We start from the raw sequence: 15,074 nt of genomic DNA, 5'->3' as shown, positions 1-15,074 counted from the left end.
CGAAAATCGCCAGATTTCCCGGTGATTTATCTGAGCCAGATTGGCGCCAAGGCAGTCGCTTGCCCGGGCGCGCTGATTCAGAAAATCGGCATGTCGGGAATGGCAGGCAAGCTGAGGGTGCAGTTCATGCGCGCGGGGAAAGGGAAGTTCGGCGCTTGTGCGGATCCGCTTAACAAGCCCAGCAGATTCAGGTCCATGCTTTCATAAGACAGCAAGCCGTCGATGAACGGCGTATCAAGGGTGTTGCCTTTGACGCAGACGGCAAATGCCGGCTTGAGCACGCCGCCGCTGCCGTCGCTGGCGGTGCCGCTGCCTTTGCTCGGATCGGCGTCGACGATGCCATCCCAGATGCCGTAGGCCAGCTGTTGAGGCTGAGCGAACGATTTGAGCTGCGCAAACAAGCCGTCCACGACGGGCTTGAGCTGATTCGGATCGGCGAAGGCGCCGCCCGGTGCATAGCCCGATTTGGAGATGGTGTTGTCGTGCGCATAGACGCTGTGCACGTAGGGCTCGTACAAGGGATCGTTAAAGGCGATGCCGGTGGCCTGGAAGCTGATGGCCAGGATGCTGGTGGTTTTGTGGTCTTCGATCAGGTTGTTCAGGATTTCGGTATTGTCGGCAGCCAGCACCATCACCGCGGTTCCTGGCGGCACAGCGGTGACGTAGCCGGTGGCGTTCGCGGCGACGGGGGTATTGTTGCGATAAATATGATTGTTCTGCACCTTGGCGTTCGCTCCCTTTTTGATGACGTAGGAGGTGCCCGGCAAGGAAAAAACCAGGATGCCGCCGGTGTTGTCGTGGATATCGTTGTTTTCGACGATGGCGTTGTCAGAGTTTTCGATTTCGACGCCTGCGACATTCAGATAGGCTTCGTTTTTTTGCACGCGGATATTCTCCGATTGCCCCACGTACACGCCGGCATCGCGGGTGCCGACGATCTTGCTGTTCTTGACGATCACGCCTTTGCAATTGACGGGATACAAGCCATAGGCCATTTGCGAAGTATGGATCGGATCATTGGTCCATTCCGCCCGCAGGCCATCCATCGTCACGTTCGACGAAGCGGAAACAAACACCCCATTCCCGACCGCATCTTCCACCGCAAAATTCGTCAGCGTGATGCCCTTGACGTTAAAGGCCTGGAAGCCGTTTTTCGACGAGGCGCCGGCAAAAGACAAGATCGTGTCTTTGGTCGGATCGTTGCCGCTGCCCTGGCCGCTGATCGTGATGGCGTCGGTGTTCATGGTCAGCGGGCCGTCGAACGTGAATTTTCCTGCAGGCAGGATGATGGTGCTGCCTGGTTTGACCTGGAAAAGGATATTGCTCATGTCGCTGTCGTTCATCTGGGCAGCGGTCACCTTGACGGTGCTGCTCGCGCTATCGGGCGCAGGTGCGGCGTTGCGGCTGATCCCGCCATCACCGCAGGCGGCGAGGGCCGTGATGATCGCCGCGGTCATGAGGCGCGAACGGAACTGGAATTGCGTCATTGATAGTCTCCCTATTTTTTAACGAGGACGGTGCTACGTCATTGTTTTTTTACTTTGTCGTTATTAAAGCCTTGATTTTCGGCAATATCCAATGCATTCTTTAAGGCCATGCGATGCATTGTCTGCATCGGCCTTCAAAATAAAAATAATCAGAGACATGGAATCCAGAAAATTACAACACATGCTTGCCTTGGCGGCGGAGGGTAGTTTTGCCCGAGCCGCAGAGCGTTCGCACCTGTCCCAGTCGGCGTTTTCACGCAGTATCCAGGCACTCGAAAAAGAACTCGATCTGGTGCTGTTTGAACGAACTCCGAAGGCAGTTTTGCTGACCAGCTCCGGCCGGGTAGTGGCCCGTCATGCGCAGAATCTGCTATCCGACACGCGCGCATTCATGCGCGATGTGGATTTGCTGAAGGGCGGGGAATACGGCGAAATTTCGTTCGGGCTGAGCTCATTCCCGTCAGGGATACTGCTGCCGTCGCTGCTGACGCAATTCATGGAAACGCATCCAAAGATCAGCGTCCGCACCTACGTGGCCGGCGCCGATCAGCTATTGCGGCAGCTGCAGGCAGAGCAGATCGATTTTTTCGTGGCAGACGTGCGCGGCTTGCGGCAGCAGGCAGATTTCACGACGCGCTGGCTGGACAAAGAGGATGCCGGATTCTTCGTGCGCCCCGGTCATCCGCTCTGCGCGCAGCCCACGACGACGGTGAACGCGCTATTGCAATATCACCTGGCCTTGCCCAGCATACCGACCATGCTGGAAGAGCGGGCCTGGAACAAATTGGGACTGAGCGCGCAAGAATACGTCAAGCTGATCTGCGACGATGTCACGATCCTCAAGCGCATCACCCAGAACAGCGATGCCTGTCTTTTTTCCACCGATTTTGTCCTGCGCGAAGAACTGGCGCTAGGCCAGTTGCGCCCTTTGCATGTGGTCGACTTGCCGCCGATGAACGTGCATTTCGGGATCGTCCGGATGCGGGCGCGCAGCATTGCCCTAGTGTCGAATTTACTGGAGCAGATGATTGTGGATAAGATGGCTTTGCTTTGTTCTACTTCTCGGCAGAAAAAAACGGACAGCGAGGCTGGGCGGGCAAGGAAAGCAAGTAGGTAAGAGGGATTGCCTGCTCCATTGATTTGTTGAGGGCGATGCACAAATAGCTAAACGCGCTAACTGTTTTTCCTTGGACAAAATATTAAAAAGCATGTCGCCATTTCAATCCAAAAGGTAGCAACGGAGGTGCGAAGACAAAGTGTAGTACACGTCTTCTGCTACGCCCGGACGCCTTGGATGATGCGTGTAGCAATAGCGGCTTCATCAGCATTGCACCACCGCGTTCGACAGGACACAAGGTTTCGCCAATCCGATCTCGCTCGACTAATGCAGCCTGGCTAGTGAGCCGGCCGGTTTTGTGAGAGCCGGCGACGACACGCAGCGGCCCGTCGTTCAGCCCGCATTCGTCGATATGAAATCTTATTGCGACTATCTCCTGAAGAACGCTATCGGGCGGCTGGACGAAAATGGAGCCTTCTTTTTCGGACCATCCTGTCAACGCAGGATGCTCTATCCTTTCTTTGACCGCTATGCTCAGATCCTGATGAACGGGGACAAGCCAATTTTGATTTTGCGATTTTTCAAATAGAGTGCATTGTACGGCGACAGTTGCAGCTGAAAGAAACGGTGCAATCAGTTGGTGCTCGCGGATCAATTTAGCTAAATCCACACACCATGAATGCTCAATTAAATTTCGAGTCCCGACTACGTCCTGTTTGAGCTTTGAAATTGTGGTTTCGAGCTGAGCACAGAACTCATGTCCCAATAGCGGACCGGTAACCAGGAATCCTTTATCTTCAACTATATTTGCGACAATGTCGGCACTGTTAAGTACGGAGCTAACGGCGCCTGATTCTGTGAGTTCAATCATGCTTCCCCTCTAAACCTGACTTCTTACCTTCGGCATAACGGATACTCGCAGGGGAGATCTATCTTGATTCCCGAGGCCGGACTTGACCCGGCAGGCCCCTACGAGCGGGAGATTATAAGTCTCTTGGATATCGTTTCGGGAATATTGGTCTGCAAACCAGCGTAGGCACATGCGTTGCAGCGGTTTTTTCTCCCACAAACTATCGGATTTTTGCGGCAGGCATTGACGTACTGGTGCTCAAAGAAATCCAGCCCTGTCAGCCAGGTCGCACGTCTATCGGGTTGCAATAGTTTGTAATAACGGTCAACCAGCAAGAAACTCAGGGTGTTTAGCCCTTCAGGGAATAATCCCTTCTTTCGGAGAATATAAAATCATGAAGATCAAAACACTCCCGGTGCTCTTGTGCACCCTGTTAGTCGCCACTGTCGTTTTTGCCGACGAAATTCATAATAAAGCCATGGCGGCAACTCACGATCTGCAACAAGCTATTACCGAAATGCGTGTCATCCATCAAGAACACGGTAGTGAGTTCGGCGGCCACATGGGCAAGGCCATTGAATTTGCCGAAAAAGCTGAGCAGGAGCGCAACGCTGCCTTGGAGTACTACCGGGCGCGCCACCCAGGCTGGCAGTAAGCTGTAGCGGTGCGGGGGGGGGGCAATTAAGATTCGGATCGCCCTCGCTTTTTCCATTCAGAGCGATGTCATGGACAAGCCAGGATAGGTAGCTGCTCGCTGCCAGATAGACATCAAGGTTGCTCCAACAAGCGTTCCCGGATTAAGAGTTTGCTGCTCTATTAAATTTATTGTGCTAATTTTTGGCTCAATTGAGCTAGAATGTGGCTCATGAGTAAAATCAGCGATGCACTTTTCTCCAAGGCAACCAAGGCGATCCTAGTCAGCGTCTTCACGCAACCGGGGGGCGTGCATCTGCGCGCGCTCATGAGTCAAACCGGACTGGGCTCGGCATCGGCTCAGCGCGAGTTGGGCAAGCTGACGGAAGCGGGGCTGTTAACCCGGCAAGAGATCGGGAAGGTGATTCTCTATAAGGCGAACGTGGACTCGCCAATTTTTCAAGAGTTGAGCGCTATCATCCGCAAAACCGAGGGTGTGGAGCAAGTTCTGAAAGAGATGCTGTTGCCGTTTGAGAGTCGCATCGAATCGGCCTTCATCTACGGTTCGGTCGCTAGAAATGAGGATACGGCATTCAGCGATATCGATTTGTTCGTGCTTGCAGATGACATCGGTAGTGCGGATCTGTATCCCGCGCTGGTCGAGGCTGAAACAAAGTTAAGCCGAAAGATAGGGGTTACGGTCTATCGTCCAAAGGAATACAAGAGGAAACTGGAAGGGAAAAATCATTTTCTCATTTCCGTCATGGACGGACCCAAGATCCAGTTGATCGGCAAGCCTGATGAGCAAAGCGGAACTCGATAATCTCGTAAAAATTGGGCAGCTCAAGATTGAGCTTTTTGCCCAATCGGAGTTTGATTCCTACATTCGCAGCGGCAAAGAACGATTGCAGGATGCTGCCTCGCGCGGAATATCTCCGTCAGGAAAATTCCTGCTCGGGTATGCCGCGGCCTACGCATTTTCTTTGGCCGCCTTAAGAAGGCTCGGCTATCGTCCCGCCAACCGCTATGTCGTATTTCAATGTTTGCCGCACACCTTGGGTGTGGGAGTAGGGGTGTGGCGCGTACTGGTCGATGCGCACGATGTGCGGAATGACCTGGAATATGAAGGCAGTGACGAGGTGACGGAGGACCTGGTTGAGCAAGTCATCCGATGTGCGAATGTGTTGGGAAAAATGCTATGATTTCACGCCTCGGCAAATATCCAATTTGCCGCAAAACATTTTTTGCCTGAGCTTGCTGCAACAAAATTTTATTAGTCAGCAATCGCAAAATTTCAGGACAAAAGAAAAGGGGCCACATTTGCATGCGGGCCCTTAGCAATCAAGGCCGGGGTCAAGTCTTGCAATGACATACCCAACAAATATACGTGGCTTCGGAATGATGAGTGAGTCAAGGATCTATGTTTGCTCGACAGTCAGGGCGTGTGATCTGATTTTCCCGCGCGTTCCTAGAGATCGGAAATCCGTTTCCGCGAGGAAGACCTCTATATAAAGCTCAAGAGTTATTCTCAAAAAATCCGTTCATGCTCACGAGCAGGCCTTGATCGTCATACTCGCCATAACTGATCCCGGTACCGACCGTGATGTTCTCCGGTGTTTTCATTTCCCAGTTGGCGATGCTTTTCTGATGGTGCGACATGAAATGGGTCGTAACGAAATGAGCACCGGGAATCTGCTGATGCAAGTTCTCCATGTAGCTGATCAGCTCATCCCAGGATGTCGCTTGCACCAGCGGGTCCGTATAAACGGCGTTATCGGCAAGCGCCTCTGAAAATGCCGCTAGCCTTTCCGCCTTGCTTGTCATTTTCCAGGACGAGGTATATTTTTCCCAGGTCTTCTCAAGATCTGCATGCATGTCTGCTGCTCCTGTCGTGATCAATTTATCGGGATGGCGTAGTGCATGACCGATGCGTCGGAGCTGGGGTTGTAGTCCGCGCCATAGAACTCCAGATCGGCCCCATTGGCGTGTCTTCTTCCGCTGCGCGGCAGCCAGGTCGAGTAGATATAGTTGATGCTGTTGTCGATCAAATTGACCGCGCCGTTGTGGGTAAATTTGGCATAGGCGCATGCCGGGATTTTGATCGCCAGCATTCCGTCCGGGATATCCGTGAGCGCGGTCACTTCAATCGCGCAAAAATATTCCAGTTCATCGCTGTTCTCTGTGATCTGCCTGACGACGCCGTAGCAAGTGCCGCGAACCGTGTGTTTGATTTCAGATAGACGTGCAATGAATTGCTGCCATAGAGGCGGGAGCTTTTCACCGATATTGTTTTTCTCTGAGTCGGTGCCAAAGAAGCTGGTTCTTAACCCGACAAGGTGCATTTCCTTTTGCGTGTAAATCTCGGGGACGGTATTCATCCTCTTGCTGATATGTTCCAGGTAGTCTTGATCGAACTTTACCTTTTGCGGGAATGGGCGTCGCTTGCCTGCTTTGCGATATTCGGCCGGGGTGGTATCAAACGCGGATTTGAACGCCCGCGTAAAGCTTTCCTGGCTTTCGAAATCCGCTTCCAATGCGATATCGATGATTTTTTTGTCGCTGTTCAATAACTGGTCAAGTGCTTTCCCCAGTCTGCGCGAGCGGATGTAGTCCTTGACGGTATCGCCCGTCAATCCTTTAAAGATGCGTTGGAAATGCCATTGGCTCAGCCCGGCGCCGCTTGCCACGGCACTGATGGAAATTGGCTGCTCAAGATTGGCTTCGATGTAGTCGACGCCGCGTTGGATTTGATCGAGATAGTTCATCAGTTCTCCTTGATGGACGAATGATAAAAGGATTCAAATCCGGGGTTTTGATATTTTGTGCTCAATTTAGACCGGGATGGCAACTGGTGTGCCGTCTTGAACAGTAGGGCGGACCTGGCAGTCATTCGCTGTCAGATTGAAGCCGACGTTGTCGTGAGGAATTGCAGAATTGCGGGGCAAAAGAAAAGGGGCCACATTTGCATGTGGCCCCTTAGAATCTTGGCTCCCCGACCTGGACTCGAACCAGGGACCTGCGGATTAACAGTCCGTCGCTCTACCAACTGAGCTATCAGGGAATTGAAAGAAGCAGAATTATAGTCTTGAATCAGCTGCGTTGTCAAAGCTTTTTCTAAACTTTTCTACATCTCCCGAAGCGTTTGTTACAACTGCTTCGGGACCCGAATATTACAGGACTTTTGCGATTGCGGCGACAACATTATCAATATTTTTTGAATTCAGCGCGGCGACGCAGATACGGCCTGTGTCTACGGCGTAGATCGAGAATTCATCGCGCAGGCGTTCGACCTGGGCCTTGGTCAGGCCGGAGTAGGAGAACATGCCGCGTTGCTTGGTGACGAAATCGAAGTCGTGGCCTGGGGCTTGTTCCTTCAGTTTCTTGACCAGCAGGTGACGCATTTCGCGGATGCGCACGCGCATGCCGGCCAGTTCTTCTTCCCACAGCTTGCGCAGCTCTGGCGACGACAGGGCGGTGGCGACTACCTGGCCGCCGTGGATCGGCGGGTTGGAGTAGTTGGTGCGCACCACGCGCTTGAGTTGCGACAGCACGCGGCCGGCTTCTTCCTTGCTGGCGGCGACGATGCTCAGGGCGCCTACGCGTTCGCCGTACAGCGAGAACGATTTCGAGAACGAGTTGGAAACGAACAGCGGGCCGCCGGCTTCGGTGAAGCGGCGCACTACCTGGCCGTCGGCTTCGATGCCGTCGCCGAAGCCTTGGTAGGCCATATCGAGGAAGGGAATCAGGCCACGCTGGGTGACGACCTCGATGACCTGGGTCCACTCAGCGTCGCTCAGATCGGCGCCGGTCGGGTTGTGGCAGCAGGCATGCAGCACAACGACCGAGCCGCTCGGCATGGTCTTCAGCGCATCCAGCATGCCGCTGAAGTTGACGCCGCGGGTGGCTGGGTCGTAGTAGGGATAGTTGTTGACGGTGAAGCCGGCCGATTCAAACAGCGCGCGGTGGTTTTCCCAGCTTGGATCGCTGATCCAGACTTGCGCGTCGGCGGCGGCGAAGCGCTTGAGGAAGTCGGCGCCCAGTTTCAATGCGCCGGTGCCGCCGATGGCTTGCACGGTGATCGCGCGCTTCTCTTGCACGACGGCGCTGTCGGCGCCGAATACCAGTTCTTGCACAGCCTTGTCGTAAGCGGCCAGGCCTTCGATCGGCAGGTAGGTGCGCGGCGACAGTTTTTCGATCAGTTGCGCTTCCGCTTTTTGCACGCACTCCAACAGCGGCACCTTGCCGTTATCATCGTAGTAGACGCCGACGCCGAGGTTGGTTTTGCCTGGATTCTGATCCGCATTGAAACCTTCGGTAATGCCGAGGATGGGATCGCGTGGCGCCATTTCGATGGCGGTGAAGAGGGAGGCTGAAAGAGGTGCGTTCATCGTGATAACATAAAAAGTTGGCTGCAAAGCGTTTCTTGTAGCCGGGTTGAATGCTGTGCCGGGTCACGAATACATCGCTGATCGGCGCGGATTTACTACCGTCTATTTTACCAAAGGTCGAGGCCCATGGCTGACATATCACAGGTTTCAAGTACCGTCGACGAGTCCAAAATCGTCACTTTTCCCAATTCGCCCTATAAATTGTTCCAGCCCTTCCAGCCGGCCGGCGACCAGCCTGCGGCCATCGATAAGTTGACGGAAGGCGTGGAAGATGGCTTGTTTTACCAGACTTTGCTGGGGGTGACCGGCTCCGGCAAGACTTATACGATGGCTAACGTCATCGCCCGCATGGGGCGGCCGGCCATCGTTTTTGCGCCCAACAAGACGCTGGCGGCGCAGCTGTACAGCGAGTTCCGCGAGTTTTTCCCGCACAACGCGGTCGAGTATTTCGTCAGCTACTACGATTACTACCAGCCGGAAGCGTATGTGCCGCAGCGCGACTTGTTCATCGAGAAAGATTCCTCGATCAACGAGCACATCGAGCAGATGCGCCTGTCCTGCACCAAATCGCTGATGGAACGGCGCGATGTGGTCATTGTGGCAACGGTGTCGGCCATCTACGGTATTGGCAATCCGAATGAATATCACCAGATGATCCTGACCTTGCGCGCCAAGGACAAGGTCAGCCAGCGCGATGTGATCGCGCGCCTGATCCAGATGCAGTACACGCGCAATGAAATCGATTTCGGCCGCGGCACCTTCCGCGTGCGCGGCGACACCATCGACGTCTTTCCCGCCGAGCATGCCGAGCTGGCCGTGCGCATCGAGATGTTCGACGATGAGATCGACAACCTGCAGCTGTTCGATCCGCTGACCGGCCGCGTGCGCCAGAAGATTCCGCGCTTCACGGTGTATCCCGGCTCGCACTATGTAACGCCGCGCGCCACCGTGCTGCGCGCCATCGACACCATCAAGGAAGAGCTGCGCGACCGCCTGGAATTTTTCCGTAAGGAAAATAAGTTGATCGAAGAGCAGCGCATCGAGCAGCGCACCCGCTTCGACCTGGAAATGATGCAGGAAATCGGCTTCACCAAGGGCATCGAAAACTATTCGCGCCACCTGAGCGGCGCCTTGCCGGGCGAGCCGCCGCCGACCCTGGTCGACTATTTGCCGCCGGATGCGCTGATGTTCCTGGATGAGTCGCACGTGCTGATCGGCCAGTTGAACGCGATGTACAACGGTGACCGCTCGCGCAAGACCAACCTGGTCGACTACGGCTTTCGCCTGCCGTCGGCGCTGGACAACCGGCCGCTGCGTTTCGATGAATTCGAAGGCAAGATGCGGCAGACGATTTTCGTCTCGGCCACGCCGGCCGACTATGAAAACCAGCATGCCGACCAGGTGGTGGAGCAGGTGGTGCGGCCGACCGGCCTGATCGACCCTGCCATCGAAGTGCGGCCGGCACTCAGCCAGGTGGACGACCTGATGAGCGAGGCTGCTGCCCGCATCAAGAAGAACGAGCGCGTGCTGGTGACCACGCTGACCAAGCGCATGGCCGAGCAGCTGACCGAATTCCTGAGCGATAACGGCATCAAGGTGCGCTATCTGCACAGCGATATCGAAACTGTGGAACGGGTTGAAATCATCCGCGATCTGCGCCTGGGAACGTTCGACGTGCTGGTGGGGATCAACCTGCTGCGCGAAGGCCTGGACATTCCTGAAGTGTCGCTGGTGGCGATCCTGGACGCCGACAAGGAAGGCTTCCTGCGTTCCGAGCGCAGCCTGATCCAGACCATCGGCCGCGCCGCCCGTAACCTCAACGGCACCGCCATCCTGTATGCGGATCGCATGACCGATTCGATGCGCCGCGCAATCGATGAAACCGAACGCCGCCGCAACAAGCAGATTGCCTTCAATACCGCCAACGGCATCACGCCGATCGGCATCAGCAAGCAGATCAAGGAATTGATCGATGGCGTCTATAGTCCGCAGGAAGCGCGCGAAGAGCTGCACGCGGCGCAGGATCAGGCCAAGTACGAGGCGATGAGCGAGAAGCAGGTGAGCAAGGAAATCAAGCGGCTGGAAAAGCAGATGGTCGATCACGCCAAGAACCTGGAGTTCGAAAAAGCCGCGCAGGTGCGCGACCAGCTGCATGTGCTGAAGCAGCAGCTGTTCGGTGCGCCCGGCGCGGACAATATCGTTATATAGTCGCTGCCCGGGTTGCGCTTGCTGCGCCAGCCCGGTCTGCGATCCTGCTGAGCTATCTTTTTACCTATCCTGTTTTTGAGATTTATGACTGATTTTCTGCCTGCTTCAATCCGTGACGCTTTACGCGCCGTGCATCCTTCCTGGCTCGCCATCCTGGAAACCGGCCTGCGCGCCGTGGCGCAAGCCAATCCGACGTACTTGCAGGATCTGGCCGCAGCCGATTACCTTCCGACGGAAGGCCGCATGTTTGCCGCCTTCACTCAGCCGCTGCCGGCGGTCCGCTATGTGCTGGTAGGCGAGGGGCCCTATCCGCGCGCCGCCAGCGCTACCGGCGTCTGCTTCATGGATGGCGCGGTTGGCTCCTTATGGTCCGAGAAGGGTTTGTCCAAGCAGGTCAATCGCGCCACCTCGCTACGCAATTTCATGAAGATGCTACTGGTGGCTGACGGCCAGCTGGCCGTCGAAAGCACTACCGGCGACGCTATGTCCGGCGTGGCGCAGCAGGCGCAATTGCCCGGCTCGCCGGCGATCCAGCTGCTGGCGGATTTGCAGGACAATATGGTGGGGCAGGGATTCCTGTTGCTGAATGCGTCGCTGGTGTTCCGCTCCGACGTGCCGCCGGTGAAGGACGCCAAGGCCTGGCAGCCCTTCATGCAGGCGGTGCTGCAGGGGTTGGCGGATGCTGCGGAAGGTCGTGGCGCGGCTCTGCCGACGCTGGTGCTGTGGGGGAAAATCGCCGAGCAGCTGAATGCCTATGCGGTCACTGCGCGTTTCCCGAAGGCGGTCGCCGAGCATCCCTACAATCTCAGCTTTATCGGCAACGCCGGCATGCAAGCCCTGTTCGGGCCGATGCAGTTATTGAAGCGCGCGCAGTAGACGAGCATTCCTGGCCTGGGATGATCCGGGCCAAGTCATCAAATCAAATTAAATCGGTTGTTCAGACTTACAGGGGGCGCTATCGCGCAAGAGGTAGGGTGGGCATGCTTTTGTGCCCACGCTGTGTCGGTATCCACGTGGGCACAAAAGCGTGCCCACCCTACACACTCGTAGTGTGGGATAAGCCAAACTACGTCTTCAAATCAGGCTCATCTGACGCAGGTCGGTTTCAGCCTGGGTCGGTGTCTTGTCCGCATCTGGCTCGGGTTCCGGCTCGGGCGCAAAATCGAACTGCGGCGCGGCAGGCGCCTTTTTCGGCGCGGGGGCAGGCGCCGGCTTGGCCCGCTTGCTGCTCACCGCGGCAGTGGACAGCCAGCGCTTGAGCATGTCGTCGAACAGCGCCAGCATTCCTTCCGGCACTTCCTGGGTATAAGCCTGGCGGATCACGATGCCGTCCCACATCGCGGTCAGCAGCAGCGCTGCCTGCTGGGCATCCAGGGCCGTATCGATCTGGCCGCGTTCCTGGGCGGTGCGCAGCATGTCTGCCAGGCCGTCCACCCATTCCGTCTCCGCCTTCTTGATCACCGCGCCGACCCGTTTGTTGCGCAAGCCTTCGGCATAGATTTCCGTCATCAGGCCGGCGTCGCTGACCGCCGCGTAACGCTGGGCGAAAGCGCGGGTGATGGCCGACAAGGCTTGCGGCAGGTCGTCGGTGTCGTGGAATTCCGACAGCATGGTGCGCGCCTGGCGCCGCTCGTCCTCCGCCATGGCCGCGATGATGGCATCCTTGCTGGTGAAATAGCGATACACCGCGCCTGGTCCCAGGCCTACTTCGGCGCAGATTTCCTGCATCGAGGTCTGGTGGAAGCCGTTCTTGCGGAAACACTTGCCGGCGGACTTCAGGATGTCGACGCGCTTCTGGTCGGCTCTCTGGGTCGGTGATTGCGGTGTCTTGGATTTGCGGATGGCCATGCTAAGCGTGTCGAAAGAGTACTGTGCGGGAGGGTCGACATTATAGGTTTAAGCGTCGCTTCCTTGCATAAATTTTTTGCAGGAAACGGTTTTTCCCTGCTCTCGCTCTATAAGAAATGCCTTATTTTTCCCTGAAATCAGGGCTTTTCGGCATACCCCGTATTTCTGTGGTTGATTAAATGGCAATCGCCTTGAAAGCCAAGGCTGGCGCGGGATTCCGGGAATCGGGCAATACCTGACGGATTCACTCAAGTTTGGTATACTGTCGTAACACTTCGCTTTTCCTGAACGGGAGGCGCGGATAGATAGGTTTAAGAGCGGAGATGACATGCGTCTGACGACAAAAGGCCGGTTTGCGGTAACTGCGATGATCGATTTGGCATTGCGCCAGGGCAAGGGTCCTGTGACCTTGTCCGCCATCAGCGAGCGGCAAGAGATTTCCCTATCGTATCTGGAACAATTGTTCGGTAAGTTGCGCCGTCACCAGATTGTTGAATCCGTACGCGGGCCAGGCGGCGGATACAACCTGGCGCGCAAGGCAGAAGACGTCACCGTCGCCGATATCATCATCGCGGTCGACGAGCCGCTGGATGCGACCCAGTGCGGCGGCAAGGAAAATTGCCACAGCCCGGACCACGAAGGCGGCAGCCGCTGCATGACGCACGATCTGTGGTCGACCCTGAACGCCAAGATGGTCGAATACCTGGATTCGGTGTCGCTCAAGGATTTGGTAGAACAGCAGCACGCGCAGCAAAAGAAGACCCTGGAACAAAATGTGGTGGTGATGCACCGGTCCCACCTGGTTGCTTGATTGGAGCTCAAAATAGTATGAACGCACCCTTGGAAAAAAGCCTGATAGATACATTGAAGGCGCCTCACTTCCCGATTTACATGGATTATTCGGCAACCACGCCGATCGATCCACGTGTTGCCGACAAGATGATTCCCTACCTGCGCGAGCAGTTCGGCAATCCGGCTTCGCGCAGCCACATGTATGGCTGGTCTGCTGAAAAAGCCGTCGAAGACGCGCGCGAGCAAGTCGCCAAGCTGGTCAACGCCGATTCGCGCGAGATCATCTGGACTTCCGGCGCCACCGAAGGCAACAACCTGGCGATCAAGGGCGCGGCCAATTTCTACAAGACCAAGGGCAAGCACATCATCACCGTCAAGACCGAACACAAGGCGGTGCTGGACGTGGTGCGCGAACTGGAGCGCCAGGGTTTCGAGGCGACTTACCTGCAACCGCAGGACAACGGCCTGATCACGCTGGAACAGCTGGAAGCGGCGATCCGCCCGGACACCATCCTGATCTCGGTCATGCTGGTCAACAATGAAATCGGCGTGATCCAGCCGATAGAAGAAATCGGCGAACTGTGCCGTCAGAAGGGCATTATTTTCCATTGCGACGCGGCGCAAGCCACCGGCAAGGTCGTGATCGACCTGGAAAAATGGAAAGTCGACCTGATGACTTTCACTGCGCACAAGACTTACGGTCCGAAGGGCGTCGGCGCCTTGTACGTACGCCGCAAACCGCGCGTGCGCCTGGAAGCGCAGATGCACGGCGGCGGGCACGAGCGCGGCTTGCGTTCGGGCACTTTGCCTACGCACCAGATCGTCGGCATGGGCGCGGCTTTTGAAATCGCCCGTGAAGAAATGGATGAAGAAATCGTCCGCATCAAGGCGCTGCGCGACCGTCTGGCGGCTGGCCTGCAAGCGATCGAAGAAGTGTATGTCAACGGCGACATGGCGCACCGCGTGCCGCACAACCTGAATGTCAGCTTCAACTATGTTGAAGGCGAATCGCTGATCATGGCGATCAAGGACATCGCGGTCTCGTCCGGCTCGGCCTGCACCTCGGCCAGCCTGGAACCGTCGTACGTATTGCGTGCGCTGGGCCGCAGCGACGAACTGGCGCACAGCTCGATCCGCTTCACCATCGGCCGTTTCACGACCGAAGAAGACATCGATTTCACGATTGAACTGATCAAGACCAAGGTTGCGAAACTGCGCGAGCTGTCGCCGCTGTGGGATATGTATAAAGACGGGATCGATATCAGTACGATCCAATGGGCGGCGCACTAAGCTATTTTTCTGCGGCCGGTTGAATCTTCAGCGCCGCGGCATCAAACAAGGAGCAACAAAATGTCTTACTCAGCAAAAGTTTTGGACCACTACGAGAATCCACGCAATGTCGGCGCCTTTGAAAAGGGCGACGAAACTGTCGGCACCGGCATGGTCGGTGCGCCTGCTTGCGGCGACGTCATGAAATTGCAGATCAAGGTCGGCGCCGACGGCATCATCCAGGACGCCAAGTTCAAGACCTACGGCTGCGGCTCGGCGATTGCATCGTCGTCGCTGGTGACCGAATGGGTCAAGGGCAAGACCTTGGATCAAGCCATGTCGATCAAGAACACCCAGATCGCCGAAGAACTGGCGCTGCCGCCGGTCAAGATCCACTGCTCGATCCTGGCGGAAGATGCGATCAAGGCCGCGGTCGATGATTACAAGGCAAAGCACGGCGAGCAGAAGCAGGCGGCGTAATTACCAGCTGTTATCGTTCCCTCAGCTGTCCTGAACAGGGCAGCCGGCGGAACGAGAGCACA

15 protein-coding genes and 1 tRNA gene are annotated in these 15,074 nt (G+C 56.2%); 9 read left to right on the top strand and 7 right to left on the bottom strand.

What is annotated here, in order from left to right:
* Positions 1-77 precede the first annotated feature (77 nt).
* Positions 78-1,487, bottom strand: a complete 1,410-nt coding sequence (locus AC07V8_RS04475; RefSeq protein ID WP_494677460.1) for a parallel beta-helix domain-containing protein — start codon at positions 1,485-1,487, stop codon at positions 78-80.
* Positions 1,488-1,605: 118 nt separating this feature from the next.
* Between AC07V8_RS04475 and AC07V8_RS04470 the strand changes: the two genes are divergently transcribed.
* Positions 1,606-2,604 (top strand): LysR family transcriptional regulator, encoded by a 999-nt coding sequence (locus AC07V8_RS04470; RefSeq protein ID WP_494677459.1) that lies wholly within the window; start codon positions 1,606-1,608, stop codon positions 2,602-2,604.
* A gap of 82 nt (positions 2,605-2,686) precedes the next feature.
* Here the strand turns inward: AC07V8_RS04470 and AC07V8_RS04465 are convergent, their stop codons facing one another.
* Positions 2,687-3,415, bottom strand: coding sequence for a phytanoyl-CoA dioxygenase family protein (locus AC07V8_RS04465; RefSeq protein ID WP_494677458.1), 729 nt, complete (start codon positions 3,413-3,415; stop codon positions 2,687-2,689).
* A gap of 373 nt (positions 3,416-3,788) precedes the next feature.
* Between AC07V8_RS04465 and AC07V8_RS04460 the strand changes: the two genes are divergently transcribed.
* The 3 genes from AC07V8_RS04460 (at position 3,789) to AC07V8_RS04450 (ending at position 5,229) form a co-directional block, all read left to right on the top strand.
* Positions 3,789-4,049, top strand: coding sequence for a hypothetical protein (locus AC07V8_RS04460; protein WP_494677457.1), 261 nt, complete (start codon positions 3,789-3,791; stop codon positions 4,047-4,049).
* Positions 4,050-4,259: 210 nt separating this feature from the next.
* Positions 4,260-4,850 carry a nucleotidyltransferase domain-containing protein gene (locus tag AC07V8_RS04455; RefSeq protein WP_494677456.1) on the top strand — a complete coding sequence of 197 codons (591 nt, stop codon included), beginning with the start codon at positions 4,260-4,262 and terminating at the stop codon, positions 4,848-4,850.
* Complete coding sequence (locus tag AC07V8_RS04450) at positions 4,828-5,229, top strand: hypothetical protein (protein WP_494677455.1); 402 nt, start codon at positions 4,828-4,830, stop codon at positions 5,227-5,229. Before AC07V8_RS04455 ends, AC07V8_RS04450 begins: the two co-directional genes overlap by 23 nt.
* Before the next feature lie 313 nt (positions 5,230-5,542).
* On the opposite strand, the gene AC07V8_RS04445 is transcribed toward AC07V8_RS04450, so the two are convergent.
* The 4 genes from AC07V8_RS04445 to AC07V8_RS04430 form a co-directional block, all read right to left on the bottom strand.
* Positions 5,543-5,902 (bottom strand): nuclear transport factor 2 family protein, encoded by a 360-nt coding sequence (locus AC07V8_RS04445; RefSeq protein WP_494677454.1) that lies wholly within the window; start codon positions 5,900-5,902, stop codon positions 5,543-5,545.
* Between the two features lie 20 nt (positions 5,903-5,922).
* Complete coding sequence (locus AC07V8_RS04440) at positions 5,923-6,792, bottom strand: helix-turn-helix domain-containing protein (protein WP_494677453.1); 870 nt, start codon at positions 6,790-6,792, stop codon at positions 5,923-5,925.
* Between the two features lie 220 nt (positions 6,793-7,012).
* A tRNA-Asn gene (locus AC07V8_RS04435) sits at positions 7,013-7,088 on the bottom strand.
* A gap of 109 nt (positions 7,089-7,197) precedes the next feature.
* Complete coding sequence (locus AC07V8_RS04430) at positions 7,198-8,415, bottom strand: amino acid aminotransferase (RefSeq protein ID WP_494677452.1); 1,218 nt, start codon at positions 8,413-8,415, stop codon at positions 7,198-7,200.
* A 126-nt stretch (positions 8,416-8,541) separates the two neighbouring features.
* Here AC07V8_RS04430 and uvrB point away from each other — a divergent pair, with 126 nt between their 5' ends.
* Complete coding sequence (uvrB, locus tag AC07V8_RS04425; RefSeq protein ID WP_494677451.1) at positions 8,542-10,623, top strand: excinuclease ABC subunit UvrB; 2,082 nt, start codon at positions 8,542-8,544, stop codon at positions 10,621-10,623.
* Between the two features lie 84 nt (positions 10,624-10,707).
* Entirely contained in the window at positions 10,708-11,499 is a 792-nt protein-coding gene (locus AC07V8_RS04420) for a uracil-DNA glycosylase family protein (protein ID WP_494677450.1), read from the top strand.
* Between the two features lie 198 nt (positions 11,500-11,697).
* Here the strand turns inward: AC07V8_RS04420 and AC07V8_RS04415 are convergent, their stop codons facing one another.
* Positions 11,698-12,471, bottom strand: coding sequence for a TetR/AcrR family transcriptional regulator (locus AC07V8_RS04415; RefSeq protein WP_494677449.1), 774 nt, complete (start codon positions 12,469-12,471; stop codon positions 11,698-11,700).
* A 328-nt stretch (positions 12,472-12,799) separates the two neighbouring features.
* Here AC07V8_RS04415 and iscR point away from each other — a divergent pair, with 328 nt between their 5' ends.
* The 3 genes from iscR to iscU are packed head-to-tail and all read left to right on the top strand — an operon-like array spanning position 12,800 to position 15,012.
* Positions 12,800-13,282 (top strand): Fe-S cluster assembly transcriptional regulator IscR, encoded by a 483-nt coding sequence (gene iscR / locus AC07V8_RS04410; RefSeq protein ID WP_098495982.1) that lies wholly within the window; start codon positions 12,800-12,802, stop codon positions 13,280-13,282.
* 17 nt (positions 13,283-13,299) lie between these two features.
* Complete coding sequence (locus tag AC07V8_RS04405; protein ID WP_494677448.1) at positions 13,300-14,553, top strand: IscS subfamily cysteine desulfurase; 1,254 nt, start codon at positions 13,300-13,302, stop codon at positions 14,551-14,553.
* A 60-nt stretch (positions 14,554-14,613) separates the two neighbouring features.
* Positions 14,614-15,012 carry a Fe-S cluster assembly scaffold IscU gene (iscU, locus tag AC07V8_RS04400; RefSeq protein WP_211444242.1) on the top strand — a complete coding sequence of 133 codons (399 nt, stop codon included), beginning with the start codon at positions 14,614-14,616 and terminating at the stop codon, positions 15,010-15,012.
* Positions 15,013-15,074: the final 62 nt, after the last annotated feature.

The organism is Collimonas sp. GW821-FHT02H07 (genome assembly GCF_059421505.1).
This window is presented reverse-complemented; position numbering and strand designations above follow the sequence as displayed.

Coding starts and splice junctions, on each gene's coding strand:
- AC07V8_RS04475 (WP_494677460.1), bottom strand. CDS start 1,487: ATGACGCAATTCCAGTTCCGTTCGCGCCTCATGACCGCGGCGATCATC.
- AC07V8_RS04465 (WP_494677458.1), bottom strand. CDS start 3,415: ATGATTGAACTCACAGAATCAGGCGCCGTTAGCTCCGTACTTAACAGT.
- AC07V8_RS04460 (WP_494677457.1), top strand. CDS start 3,789: ATGAAGATCAAAACACTCCCGGTGCTCTTGTGCACCCTGTTAGTCGCC.
- AC07V8_RS04455 (WP_494677456.1), top strand. CDS start 4,260: ATGAGTAAAATCAGCGATGCACTTTTCTCCAAGGCAACCAAGGCGATC.
- AC07V8_RS04450 (WP_494677455.1), top strand. CDS start 4,828: ATGAGCAAAGCGGAACTCGATAATCTCGTAAAAATTGGGCAGCTCAAG.
- AC07V8_RS04445 (WP_494677454.1), bottom strand. CDS start 5,902: ATGCATGCAGATCTTGAGAAGACCTGGGAAAAATATACCTCGTCCTGG.
- AC07V8_RS04440 (WP_494677453.1), bottom strand. CDS start 6,792: ATGAACTATCTCGATCAAATCCAACGCGGCGTCGACTACATCGAAGCC.
- AC07V8_RS04430 (WP_494677452.1), bottom strand. CDS start 8,415: ATGAACGCACCTCTTTCAGCCTCCCTCTTCACCGCCATCGAAATGGCG.
- uvrB (WP_494677451.1), top strand. CDS start 8,542: ATGGCTGACATATCACAGGTTTCAAGTACCGTCGACGAGTCCAAAATC.
- AC07V8_RS04420 (WP_494677450.1), top strand. CDS start 10,708: ATGACTGATTTTCTGCCTGCTTCAATCCGTGACGCTTTACGCGCCGTG.
- AC07V8_RS04415 (WP_494677449.1), bottom strand. CDS start 12,471: ATGGCCATCCGCAAATCCAAGACACCGCAATCACCGACCCAGAGAGCC.
- iscR (WP_098495982.1), top strand. CDS start 12,800: ATGCGTCTGACGACAAAAGGCCGGTTTGCGGTAACTGCGATGATCGAT.
- AC07V8_RS04405 (WP_494677448.1), top strand. CDS start 13,300: ATGAACGCACCCTTGGAAAAAAGCCTGATAGATACATTGAAGGCGCCT.
- iscU (WP_211444242.1), top strand. CDS start 14,614: ATGTCTTACTCAGCAAAAGTTTTGGACCACTACGAGAATCCACGCAAT.